Annotated in this window: 7 protein-coding genes; 3 read left to right on the forward strand and 4 right to left on the reverse strand. The window is 72.5% G+C overall.

Annotated elements, in window-relative coordinates; all coding sequences use genetic code 11:
* Window positions 1–489: 489 nt before the first annotated feature.
* Complete coding sequence (locus ABZ471_RS16530) at window positions 490–1,038, reverse strand: MarR family transcriptional regulator (protein WP_359066976.1); 549 nt, start codon at window positions 1,036–1,038, stop codon at window positions 490–492.
* A gap of 110 nt (window positions 1,039–1,148) precedes the next feature.
* On the opposite strand from ABZ471_RS16530, the gene ABZ471_RS16535 reads away from it, so the two are divergent.
* Window positions 1,149–2,435, forward strand: coding sequence for an MFS transporter (locus ABZ471_RS16535; RefSeq protein WP_359066978.1), 1,287 nt, complete (start codon window positions 1,149–1,151; stop codon window positions 2,433–2,435).
* A gap of 94 nt (window positions 2,436–2,529) precedes the next feature.
* Here the strand turns inward: ABZ471_RS16535 and ABZ471_RS16540 are convergent, their stop codons facing one another.
* Window positions 2,530–4,185 carry a SpoIIE family protein phosphatase gene (locus tag ABZ471_RS16540; protein ID WP_359066980.1) on the reverse strand — a complete coding sequence of 552 codons (1,656 nt, stop codon included), beginning with the start codon at window positions 4,183–4,185 and terminating at the stop codon, window positions 2,530–2,532.
* Between the two features lie 130 nt (window positions 4,186–4,315).
* The gene (locus ABZ471_RS16545; protein ID WP_359066982.1) at window positions 4,316–5,695 is read right to left on the reverse strand and encodes an NAD(P)/FAD-dependent oxidoreductase; all 1,380 of its coding nucleotides are present in this window, start codon (window positions 5,693–5,695) and stop codon (window positions 4,316–4,318) included.
* Between the two features lie 382 nt (window positions 5,696–6,077).
* On the opposite strand from ABZ471_RS16545, the gene ABZ471_RS16550 reads away from it, so the two are divergent.
* On the forward strand, window positions 6,078–6,884 hold the full coding sequence (locus ABZ471_RS16550) for a helix-turn-helix domain-containing protein (protein ID WP_359066985.1): 807 nt from the start codon (window positions 6,078–6,080) through the stop codon (window positions 6,882–6,884).
* A 250-nt stretch (window positions 6,885–7,134) separates the two neighbouring features.
* The gene (locus tag ABZ471_RS16555) at window positions 7,135–9,054 is read left to right on the forward strand and encodes a sigma-70 family RNA polymerase sigma factor (protein WP_359066987.1); all 1,920 of its coding nucleotides are present in this window, start codon (window positions 7,135–7,137) and stop codon (window positions 9,052–9,054) included.
* Window positions 9,055–9,079: 25 nt separating this feature from the next.
* Here the strand turns inward: ABZ471_RS16555 and ABZ471_RS16560 are convergent, their stop codons facing one another.
* Window positions 9,080–12,397 (reverse strand): BTAD domain-containing putative transcriptional regulator, encoded by a 3,318-nt coding sequence (locus ABZ471_RS16560; protein ID WP_359066989.1) that lies wholly within the window; start codon window positions 12,395–12,397, stop codon window positions 9,080–9,082.
* Between the last annotated feature and the right edge of the window lie 134 nt (window positions 12,398–12,531).

The raw sequence follows: 12,531 nt of genomic DNA on the forward strand, positions 1-12,531 counted from the left end.
GTTGATTTTTGGCACGCTGTTGAGTTCTCAAGGAACGGTCGCTTCCTTTGTACTCACCCTCTCGGGCTTTCCTCCGGGCTTCCCTTCGGTGTTTCCGACTCTATCAGATCTTTTCTCGATCCGATTTCCTCGGTGCTTTCCAGGTTCTCGCTCTCGCGTTTCCCTTTCCGGCGGTTCCGACTCTATCAGATCCTTTCGGGCCTGACCCCCAGTCAGCGGGGTTTGTCTTCCCGGCTGTTGGGCCGTTCCGACGTCTCAAACCTTAGCGGATCCTTCCGGCGATTCCCAATCGGACCGCCGAGTCCCCATTCGAATTGAATTCGGGCACGCCGAAATCAACCCGGTCGGGAGATCGTGCTGAGTTGAGGTGCCGCTCGAAGCGGCGGAGGTGCTGCCGCAGAACCGTTACGGCCCCGTGGCAACCCGGAGAACTTTACGGATCGGGTAGGGGTGTGTCAAGCATCCCCTGTCAAGATCTTTTTTGGGTGCTCAGTCCAGGTCGCTGAGCCGGCCGCCGGCGTCCGGCTGGGCGTGTTCCACACGGCGCAGGAGCCTGGTCAGGACCTCGCCGAGCACCGCGCGCTCCGCAGGGGTGAGGTCCTGGAGCAGGTCCTCCTCGAAGACGGTCGCGCGGTGCATCGCCTCCAGCCACTTCCCGCGACCCTCGGGAGTCAGCTCGACGATGACCCGCACGCGGTTGGACTCGTCGCGCTCCCTGGTGACCAGACCTTCGGCGACCATGCGGTCGATCCGGTGGGTCATGGCGGCCGGGGTGAGGCCGAGCCGCTTGGCGAGGTCGCTGGGGCCCAGGCGGTACGGGGCGCCCGAGAGCACGAGGGCCTTGAGGACCTCCCACTCGGCGTTGCTGATGCCGAGGGCGGCGGTCTGGCGGCCGTAGGCGACGTTCATCCGGCGGTTCAGCCGGGACAGTGCCGACACGATCTTCTCGACCTGGGGGTCGAGGTCCTGGAACTCGCGCTGGTAGGCGGCGATCTGTTCTTCGAGCGTCGGCTCGGTGACGTCCGGGGTCTCGGCCATGTCCGCAGTATCGCACGAGACTCCTTTGCGTTGAAGTCCTTGAATGTGTAGTCTTTAGCTTCGAACTTTAGCTTTGAAGTCTTCACTCCTAACTAGTGAGAGAGGTGAACGTGACCAGGGCGATGGGCGCAGCGATGCGCCGGATCCACGTGGGCAACGCACTCAGCGCATTCGGGCTCGGCTTCACGGTCCCCTACCTGTACGTCTATGTGGCGCAGGTGCGGGGTCTGGGAGCCATGACGGCGGGACTCGTGCTCGCCGTCTTCGCCGTGGCCGCGCTGATCGTGCTGCCGTTCGCCGGCCGGGCGATCGTGCGGCGCGGCCCGCTGCCGGTCCTGCTCGCCGCCCTGGTCACGGCCGCGCTGGGTGCGCTGAGCCTCGGACTCGCGGGGAGCGCGGGTGCCGTACTGCTGTCGGCCGCGGCGCTCGGGGCGGGGCAGGCCGTGATGCAGCCCGCGCTGGCGACGATGATCGTGGACTGCTCGACGGCGGAGACGCGGTCGCGGGCGTTCGCGATGCAGTTCTTCCTGCAGAACCTGGGGCTCGGCGTCGGTGGTCTCATCGGCGGCCATCTCGTCGACACCACCCGGGTGTCCTCCTTCACGCTGCTGTTCGCGATCGAGGCGGCGATGTTCCTGCTGCTGGTCGTGTTGATGGCGACGGTGCGGATGCCGCACTCGCCGCGGATCGCGGACGCGCCGGCCGGTTCGGCGAAGGGCGGCTGGAAGCAGCTGCTCGGGAACCGGGCGATGGTGCAGCTGTGTGTGCTGGGCTTCGTGCTGTTCTTCGCCTGCTACGGGCAGTTCGAGTCGGGACTGAGCGCGTACGGCGTGGAGGCTGCGGGGATATCGACCTCCGCGCTCGGGACGGCGCTGGCCGCGAACACGATGATGATCGTCGTCGCGCAGTTCGCCGTGCTGAAGTTCGTGGAGCGGCGGCGGCGGTCTCGGGTGATCGCCGGTGTGGGTCTCATCTGGGCCGTGGCCTGGCTGACGGCGGGGTACGCGGGGCTCGGGCACGGCAGTCAGGAGATGGCGACCGCCGCGTTCGTGTCGACGTACGCGTTGTTCGGGCTGGGTGAGGCGATGTTGTCGCCGACCGTCGCTCCCCTGGTGGCCGATCTGGCGCCGGAGGGGATGGCTGGGCAGTACAACTCGGCATTTGCGCTGGTCAAGCAGCTGGCGCTGGCTGTCGGGCCGGCGGTGGGCGGTCCTCTCGGGGCCTCGCTGCATGCCCCGTACGTCGTGACCTTCCTGCTGTTCTCCCTGGGGATCACGGTGCTGGCGCTGCGGCTGGGGCGGAGGCTGACCGTGGCCCAGGATCAGCCGTGGGCTGCGGCGAAGAGCCGTGTCGTCGCCCGGGGTGGAGCTGCGGAGCCGGTCCCCGCGGAGGCATAGGGCACCCGGAGCTGCAGCCGGCCCGGGGTGGGTTTCGCTCGCCCGCGCCGGCGGGGTGCCGCTGCGCCCCGGACGGGCCGCAGCCCTGCGGCGCCTACCCCCTCGGCAGCAGGAACTCGCACCACACTGCCTTGCCCCCGCCCGGGGTTCGTCGCGACCCCCAGTTCGAGGCGATCGTGGCGACGATGGCGATGCCCCTCCCCGACTCGTCGCCCGGTTCCGCGCGGCGCCGCCTCGGCAGGTGGTCGTCGCCGTCGGTGACCTCGATGATCAGGCGGCGGTCGGTGCGGCGCAGTCGCAGGCGCATGGGTGGGGTGCCGTGCTGAAGGCTGTTGGCGACCAGTTCGCTCGTCGCCAGGACACCCAGGTCGTGCAGGTCGGCCGGGAAGCGCCAGCTGGTCAGGACGCCGGAGGCAAACGCGCGGGCGCGGGGCGCCGCCTCCACACCGCCGAGGAGTTCCAGCGCCGCATTGCGGAAGAGGTCGCCCTCGGGACCCGTACGAGCGGGGTGCTGGAGGACGAGGACGGCGACGTCGTCGTCGTGGTCGGCGGTGACGCCGGCCGAGCGGACCAGGCGGTCGCAGACGACCTGGGGGGTGCCGGTCGCGCCGGACAGGGCGCGCTCCAGGGACGCGATTCCCTCGTCCAGGTCTTCGTCGCGGCGTTCGACCAGGCCGTCCGTGTAGAGGACCGCTGTCGAGCCGGGGCCGAGCGCGATCGATCCCGACGCGTGCATCCAGCCGCCCGTGCCGAGCGGTGGGCCGGTGGGTTCGTCGGCCCGCTGGACCGTGCCGTTCTCGTCGCGGACCAGGATGGGCAGGTGTCCGGCGGAGGCGTACACCAGGCGGCCCTCGTTCGGGTCGTGGACGGCGTACGCGCAGGTGGCGATCTGGTTGGCGTCGATCTCTGTGGCGAGGCCGTCGAGGAGTTGAAGGACCTCGTGCGGGGGGAGGTCGAGGCGGGCGTAGGCGCGGACCGCGGTGCGGAGCTGGCCCATGACGGCTGCCGCGCGGACGCCGCGGCCCATGACGTCGCCGATCACGAGCGCTGTGCGGCCGCCGCCGAGGGTGATCACGTCGTACCAGTCGCCGCCCACCGCGGCCTCCGTGCCGCCGGGCTGGTAGGTGGCGGCGATGCGCAGGTCGTCCGGCTGCTCCAGCTCCTGGGGCAGGAGGGAGCGCTGCAACGTCACCGCGGTCTCGCGTTGGCGGCGCTCGCTGGCCCGCAGGCGTTCGGCGGCCTCGGCGTGGTCGGTGACGTCGGTGGCGAAGACGAGGACCGCGCCGTCGCCGCCCGCCCGGTCGCCGTCCTCGGCCACCGGCGTGCAGGTGAAGGTGTAGGAGCGGCCGTCGACGGCCTTGCGGGACTTCAGGGTGCGGGGCTTGCCGCTGCGCAGCACCTGGTCGAGGAGGGGGAGAAGCCCCAGTTCGGCGAGTTCCGGGAGCGCCTCGCGGGCCGGTGCGCCCGGGGAGCGGGTGCCGAAGGCCGCCGCGTAGGCGTCGTTGACGTAGGCGATGCGGTGCTCGGGACCGTGCACGAGGGCGACGAGGGCCGGGACGCGGTCGAGGACGTCGCGCGCGGGCAGTTCGTCGACGGCGGGCACGGGCGGGGGCCCGTCGGCCGGCTGTTCGGCGCGGGCCGCGGGCACGGAGCCTTCCCCCCGTCGGTCCGGGGAGACCGCGGTCTCGGTCCGCGCTGCGGCGCGGCGCTGCGTTCCGGGGAGCCGGGCGCTCCAGCGCGTGAAGTTCACAGTGGGGAAAGCCTCGTGGGTGCTGAGGGCGGGCAGGTGCCCGTCCGAGGACGTGGGGCAGTCTGGCAGGTGGCCGTCCGTGGCGGTATCCGTCAGACGCCGGGACGGGCCGGGTAGTTCCTGGGTCCGGTCAGGACGACCCCTTCGGGTCGTCCGAGGGGCTGTGAGGAGGCTTTCCACCGGCCGCGAGTTCGAACTCCGCTCGGGGATGTTCGAGCGAACCGAGCGAGACGATCTCCCGTTTGAAGAGCCCGGCGAGGGTCCATTCCGCCAGGACACGGGCTTTCCGGTTGAAGGTGGGCACCCTGCTGAGGTGGTAGACGCGGTGCATGAACCAGGCAGGGTAGCCCTTCAACCTGCGCCCGTAGACCTGGGCGACGCCCTTGTGCAGGCCGAGGGAGGCGACGGAGCCGACGTACTTGTGCGCGTACGTCTCCAGGGGTTCGCCGCGCAGCGCGTGGACGATGTTGTCGCCGAGGACCTTGGCCTGGCGGACCGCGTGCTGGGCGTTGGGGGCGGTCTCCGTGCCGGGTTCGGCGGCGGTGACGTCGGGGACGGCGGCGGCGTCGCCCGCGGCCCACGCGTGCGGGGCGCCGTCGACGGTCAGTTCGGCGGTGCACTTCAGCCGGCCGCGGCCGTTGAGGGGCAGGTCGGTGGCGGCGAGCAGCGGGTGCGGTTTGACGCCTGCGGTCCACACGACCGTACGGGTCGGGAAGCGCTGGCCGTCGCTGAGGACGGCGACGCGGTCGGCGCAGGAGTCCAGGCGGGTGTCGAGCAGGACCTGGATGTTGCGGCGGCGCAGCTCGGTGACGGTGTAGCGGCCCATCTCCTCGCCGACCTCGGGGAGGATGCGGTCGGAGGCCTCCACGAGGATCCACTTCATGTCCTCGGGGCGGACGTTGTGGTAGTAGCGCGCGGCATAGCGGGCCATGTCCTCCAGTTCGCCCAGTGCCTCGACTCCCGCGTAGCCGCCGCCGACGAAGACGAAGGTGAGGGCGGCGTCGCGGATCGCGGGGTCGCGGGTGGAGGAGGCGATGTCCATCTGCTCGATGACGTGGTTGCGCAGGCCGATGGCCTCTTCGACGGTCTTGAAGCCGATGCCGTACTCGGCGAGGCCGGGGATGGGCAGCGTGCGGGCGATCGAGCCGGGGGCGATGACGAGTTCGTCGTAGCCGAGGAGTTCGGCGGCCCGGCCCTCCTCGGCGGTGGCGAGCGTGGTGACGGCGGCGGTGCGCACCGCGTGGTCCAGGGAGGTGACCTCGCCGATGACGATGTGGCACTTGTCCAGGACACGACGCAGCGGTACGACGACATGGCGAGGGGAAATCAAACCGGCGGCCGCCTCGGGAAGGAACGGCTGGTACGTCATGTAGGGGTCGGGAGTGACGACAGTGATGTCGACCTCGCCCTGCCTGAGCTCCCGCTTCAGCCTCTGCTGCAGACGCAGGGCCGTGTACATCCCGACGTAGCCGCCGCCGACAACCAGAATGCGCGTACGTTCCTTCACCATCCCATGACGCACCCGGCGCTGTTGTTTGTCCACAGCCCCGGCAATTTGTGTGACCGGCGAGCGGGTGTGCGCAGGTCCGGGCACGCCGTCGGGGCGGGGAGAAAGCGGGCAGGTCAGCGGGGGCGGACGGGAGGGAGCTAAGGTGCGGAATCGGGATGTAAATGACCCGTACTCCGATCGGGGGGCGCACTGTGCGGAACCTGCCCCTTCTGAATTGACTGCCTCTCAACTATGTTCGTGTGTCGACGGGGTGTAGGGGATGTGGTCGAACGGGTCCGCGACGGGCGGATTCCCGCTCGTGGACCGACGCCAGTTCCGCGCACTCCGGCTTCAGTGGCGGGGAGAGTCTCCGGGGGGAGACGTCATTAACCGGGGGAAATACATGCATGTTCAGGACACTCATTGGTCATCGGCAGCCGCACTCGCATCGGGCGGCGCAGCGGTGAGCGCGGGGGCGGGCAACGGGCGCGGGGACGGCCCGCGTACGACGCCGCTGCGGGTGGACGCACAGCGCAATCTGGAGCACGTGCTGCGTGCGGCGCGTGAGGTGTTCGGCGAGCTGGGGTACGGCGCGCCGATGGAGGATGTGGCGCGACGGGCCCGGGTCGGTGTCGGCACGGTGTACCGGCGTTTTCCGAGCAAGGACGTACTGGTCCGGCGGATAGCCGAGGAGGAGACCGCGCGGCTGACCGAGCAGGCGCGGGCCGCGCTCGGGCAGGAGGACGAGCCGTGGTCGGCGCTGTCCCGCTTCCTGCGGACGTCCGTGGCGTCGGGGGCGGGGCGGTTGCTGCCGCCGCAGGTGCTGCGGGTGGGGGTCCTGGAGGAGGGCTCCGCCGGTTCGGGCGGCTCGTCCGAACCGGGCGAGGAGGCTCGGGTGCCTCAGCAGCGGTCTCAGCCGGGACTGGGTCCAGGTTCGGGTTCGGGTTCGGGCGAACTTCGGCTGGTGACGGAGTCGTCCGGGATCTCCGGCGGGGATGACAGCGGGGCCGGTGCGCTGCTCGAGGTCGTGGGGCAGTTGGTGGATCGGGCTCGGGCTGCGGGCGCGCTGCGGACCGACGTGTCCGTGGCGGATGTGCTGCTGGTGATCGCCACGGCGGCGCCGTCCCTGCCGGATGCGGCGCAGCAGGCTGCGGCTTCTGCGCGACTGCTGGACATCCTCCTGGAGGGACTGCGGTCGCGGCCGGCGTAGGGATTGCTTTCCCGACCGTGCCACCCGTGCAGTTGTCGCGGTCGGGTGCGGGTGGCCGGGCCGGTGCCGCCGGGGCTTCGTCCTCGACGGCTGTTCGTCTGCTTTCTCGTTCGGGTGAGGTTCGGTGTCCGTCGGTGGCAAGTGCGCTCGGATGAGTGGATGGCGTGTACGGCAGTCCTTGACCGAAAGACAATGTGGCACCCTGAGCCGGTGACGGGTTGGGCTGGGCCGGTGTCGGGGGCTTTGCGCGATGAGCGTTGACGGGTGGGACGAGTCACGCGGTGACGGTGACTCGGAGGCCGGAGGGCTTACCTCGCCGCAGATGCCGCAGGCGCCCAAGGTGCCGAGTCAGGGCGGGCGGCGCGGGGGTGCTCCGGCTGGGGCACCCGGCGAGGAAAGCGTGCCTGCTCAGCGTGACGGGCGTGTGCTGCCGCCTCGCGAGATGCCGCGCGCCGATGGTGAGTTGATCGAGCGGATGCGTGCGGGGGACGACTCCGCGTACGAGGAGTTGTACCGGCGGCACGCCGATGCGGTGCGCCGGTACGCGCGCACCTGTTGCCGTGACGGGCACACCGCGGACGACCTCACCGCCGAGGTCTTCGCCCGCATGCTGCAGGCGGTGCGCGGCGGGTCGGGGCCCGAGCACGCCGTGCGGGCCTATCTGCTGACCTCGGTGCGGCGCGTCGCCGCGCACTGGACCAAGTCCGCCCGGCGCGAGCACCTCGTGGACGACTTCGCCGTGTTCGCCCAGCAGGCCTCGCGTGGGTCGGAGGTGTCCGAGAGCGACACCCTGGACTCGGGCGCCGATGTGCGCGCCCTGCACGAGGCCGAGCAGTCCATGGCCATGCAGGCCTTCCGCTCGCTGCCCGAGCGCTGGCAGGCCGTGCTGTGGCACACCGAGGTGGAGGACGAGTCGCCGAGCGAGGTGGCCGTCCTGTTCGGGCTGGACGCCAACGGCACCCGGGTGCTGGCGAGCCGCGCCCGTGAGGGGCTGAAGCAGGCCTATCTGCAGGCGCACGTCAGCGCCTCCCTGGCCGGCGACGAGGAGTGCGCCCGCTACGCCGACCAGCTCGGCACCTACGCCCGCCGCAAGCTGCGGATCCGTGCCGAGCGGGGCCTGCGCAAGCACCTGGACGAGTGCGCCAGGTGCCGGCTGGCGGCCGCGCAGATCGAGGAGGTCGCGAGCGGCATCCCCGCGGTCGTACCGGTCGCGGTCATCGGCTGGTTCGGGGCCGCCGGGTATGCGAAGGTGCTCGGCATCATCGCCGGAGGCGCCGGGGTGGGCGCGGCGGGTGCCGCTGCCGCCGCCGGCGGTTCCTCCGGAGGCGCGAGTGCGGGTGGCGGCGCGGCGGCCTCGGAGGGGCTCGCAGCGCCGGTGAAGGCCGGGATCGCGGCCGGTGTGGTCGCGGTGGCCGCCGCCGCGGTGGCCCTGGCGCTGGTGCACGACGGCCACCCGGCCAAGGAGGTGGCCAAGCCGTCGCCGCCCCCGCCGGCCGTCGAGCAGCCGCAGACGCCGGTCCCCACCCCCACGCCCACTGCACCTGCCAGGAAGAAGCCCGCGCCGCTGCCGGTGGTGCTGGCCCCGGAACCGGACCCGACGCCGACCCCTTCTGCGGCGCCCACGCCCGAACCCACCCCGAAGCCGACACCCACGCCCACCCCGAAGCCGACGCCCAAGCCGACCCCGACCCCGACGCCAACGCCGACGCCCATCCCCACGCCACCGCCGGCTCCCGTCGTCTACGAGTGGAGCGACCTGCGGTACGACGTCGGCGGCGACGGCACCCGGCCCGAGATGCGGCTGCGCGAGAGCAGCTGGGTGTGGCAGCGGTACGGGATGTCGATCGGCGGCAAGCAGTACGCGCGCGGTGTCACCGTGCACGGCCGGTCCTCCGTCACCATCGACCTCAACCGCCGGTGCACGGCCTACGACGCCCTGGCCGGAGTGGACGACATGGCCCTCGGGCTCGGCAAGGTCTCCTTCTCCGTCTACGCCGACGGGGTCCGGCTGTGGCAGTCCGGGACGGTCAAAGGCTGGGCCGCGGCCGTGCCCGTCCATGTGGATCTGACCGGACGCAAGACCGTACGGCTCGTCGTGGAACCGCATCGCGACATCATCGACCCGGCGGCGCCGGCCGACTGGGCCGACGCCAGGTTCACCTGCCGATAGCAGGGTTCGCGGCCCCGAGCGGGACTCACGGCCCCGGGGCGGTCGCCGGCGCCTCCAGTGCGCGCAGGATGTCCTCCATGCCGAGGGCCGCGCCCCGGGCCCGCTCGGCCGCGTAGCGGTCCGGGGGCAGTGTCGCGCGGGCTTCGGTGTCGATCTGCCCGGTCCGGGTGCGCTCCGGCTCGGGGCGCGGGTTCCCGGCGCGCCAGTGGTCGGCGGCCGCGAACAGCCGAACCGCCCCCGCCAGGTCGCCGAGCCGGGCCAGCAGGTCGGCGCCGATGTCCACCAGCCCCGCCGTGACCGACTCGGCGCAGCGCCGCTCCACCGCTTCCCGCAGCCCCTCGGCCACGATCGGCAGGGCCTGCCCGGGACCGGACTCGCCGGCCGTGATCTGGGCATCGGCCGCGTGCAGGGCGGCCGTGAACTGCGGTGGCGGCGTGCCGCCCGCCGTGACCGCGAGGCACGTCTCGTAAAGCTCCCGCGCGCGGGCCAGGTCGCCGTCGCACGCGGCGATGTGCGCCCGCAACAGCAGGACGAACGCCCGGGACTCCGCCACCCCGTACTCGTCGGAGGTGCTGCCGGCCTCGTCCAGGGCGGCGAGGGCGCCCGCGCGGTCGCCGGAGCGGTAGGCGATCTCGGCGAGCCGTGCCATCAGAAACGGGGCCTCGGCATAGGCACCCACCTCGTAGGCGAGGCGCAGTGCCTCGTCGTACTCGACGCTGGCCTCCTCGAACCTGCCGCGCGCCATGGCCGCCTCGCCGGCCGCGCTGCACACCTGCGCCCGCATCCAGCGGTCTCCCACGCGCAGGCTGAGCGTCCGCAGCTCCGCCAGGTCCTCGTCCACGCCCTGCAGGTTGCCCGGCGAGTCGACGACCACGTGGGTGCGGTACATCAGGGCGACGCCGACCTCCCAGTCCCCGCCGTACCTGCGGCAGTTGGCGACCGCCGCGGCCATGTCGGGGCCCACGTCGGCCGGGCCGCCCAGGTAGTAGGCGGTCAGCGGCCAGACGATGCCGGGCAGGCGGGCGGCCTGCGGACCGCCGTGCTCGTAGGCCGCCCGTACCCGCGCGATGTACTCCGGGGCCCGCTCGTCGGCCGCGATGTTCCACGAGTTCGACTCGGAGGTCAGGAACAGGTCGAGCATCCGCAGATCCATGCGCAGCTCGCGCAGCGGGTGGCCCGCCTCGCCGTCGGGAGCGTCGAGGAAGGCGCCGACGAGGTCGGCCGAGTCCACCGGCGGGACGGGGTCGAACGGCCGCGTCCCCTCGGGCAGGGTGTCCCGGGCGGCGGTGCCCAGGCGCAGCACCCGCCGCACCCACTCGATCGCCTCCTGGCGGTAGTTGCGCAGCCACCAGAACCAGCCGATCGCCAGGACGATCGCGCCCGCCTGCGCCTCGTCGCCGGCGCGCAGCGTCCGGTCCAGGGCCGCGCGGATGTTGTCGAGTTCGCTCTCCAGGTGGGCGATCCAGGGCAGTTGGGCGGCCGACCGCATCCGGGGCTCGGCCTGCTCGACCAGTGCGCGCACCCACGCGCGGTGGCGCCGCTCGGCCGCGACGCGCAGCTCGGGGACCTCGGCCGCGCGCTCGGTGGCGTACTCGTGGATGGTCTCCAGCATGCGGTACCGCATGCCGCCGAAGCCGCCCGGGCAGTCCGGGGCGCCTGGGGCGGCCGGTCCTTCGGGGGCCGCCACGACGAGGGACTTGTCCACAAGAGCGCCGATCAGGTCCGCCGCCGGGCCGGTGCACACGGCCTCGGCCGCCGCGAGGTCCCAGCCGCCCGCGAACACCGACACCTCGCGCAGCACGGTCCGCTCCCGCTCGTCCAGCAGCTCCCAGGACCAGTCGACCACCGCGCGCAGGGTCTGCTGGCGGGGCAGGACCGTGCGGCTTCCGGAGGTGAGCAGGCGGAAGCGGTCGTCCAGCCGGTCGGCGATCTGCCGCGGGGTCAGCAGTCTGAGCCGGGCCGCGGCCAGCTCGATGGCGAGCGGCAGCCCGTCCAGGCGGCGGCAGATCTCCGCCACGGCCCCGGTGTCGCGGAGCACGGCGTCGGCGTCGGGACGGACGGTCCGCGCGCGCTCCGTGAAGAGGCGGTACGCCTGCTCGGGGACGAGGGGTTCGACCGGGCGCACCGACTCACCGGGGACGCCCAGAGGTTCACGGCTGGTGGCGAGGACCGTGAGCCCGGGGCAGTGGGTGAGGAGGGTCTCGGCGAGGGCGGCGGCCGCGCCGATGACATGTTCGCAGTTGTCAAGGATCAGGAGGTGGCTGCGCGGGGCGCAGTACTCGATCAGCAGGGCCGTGGGGTCGGCCTGCGGTGTGACCAGGTCGTTGGTCAGCAGCACGGTCTCGCGCAGACCGAGCGCGCTGACCACCGCGCCGGGCACCGCCTCCGGCCGGTCGAGCGGTGCCAGCTCGACCAGCCATGCCTGGGGCAGCCCTGCGGCGGCCTCCTCGGCGAGGCGGGTCTTTCCTGAGCCGCCCGGTCCGGTGAGGGTGACCAGGCGGGCCCTGTGCAAGTCGGAACGAATGGCCTCGAGTTCTGGTTCCCGACCGACGAAGGAGGTCAGGCGGGGGCGGAGGTTGCCCGTCCGTTCCGGGGGGCGGGTGGGGGCCGGTGCGGCCGCGGGCGGCTCCTGCTTCAGCAACGACGCGTGCAGGGCCTTCAGTTCCGGGCCGGGGTCGGTGCCGAGGGTGTCGGCGAGGGTGCGGCGGGCCGACTCGTACGCGGCGAGGGCGTCGGCGGGGCGGCCGGTGTCGCGCAGGGCACGGATGAGGAGGGAGTGCAGGGGTTCGTCGTAGGGGTGGGACGCGGTCAGTTCCCGCAGTTCCGGTACGACGTCCTGGGCGCGGCCGAGGTCGAGGGCGGCGGTGGCGCGTGCGCGGGTCGCCTCCAGGCGCAGGGCTTCCGGGCGGGTGGCCGCGGTGCGGTCGGGGAGGTCGGCGAGGGCGGGGCCGTGCCACAGGGCCAGGGCGTCGGTGAGGGTGCGGTGGGCGGTGGCGGGGTCGCCTGCGGCGAGGGCCTTGGCGGCGGTGTGGGTGAGGCGTTCGAAGACGTACAGATCGACGTCGTCCTCGGTTGCTTCCAGGCGGTAGCCGCCCTGGGCGGAGGTGATGGTGTGTCTGCCGAGGGTGCGGCGGAGGCGGGCGACGAGGGCCTGGAGGGCGGCGGGGGCGTCCTGGGGCGGGGTGTCCGCCCAGACCTCGTCGATCAGGGTGTCGGGGGTGGCGGTGCGGCCTGGGCGCAGAGCGAATGCCGTGAGGAGGGTGCGGAGGCGGGGGCCGCCGATGGGTAGGGGGGTGCCCTGGTCGTCCGTCGCTTGGGTTACGCCCAGGATTCTGTACCGCACCCGGTCATTGTCCCGGGGGGCGCGGGGTGGGGCCACGTGTTTCGGAGCGGGTGCCTCCTGGGCGGCTCTCGCGTGCGAAGCCGGTGCTGGATCGGCGCCCGGTGCTGCAGCGGGCCGGGGGGCGCGCGCCCACG

It is taken from the genome of Streptomyces sp. NPDC005728, from assembly GCF_040630895.1.
GTDB lineage: Bacteria > Actinomycetota > Actinomycetes > Streptomycetales > Streptomycetaceae > Streptomyces.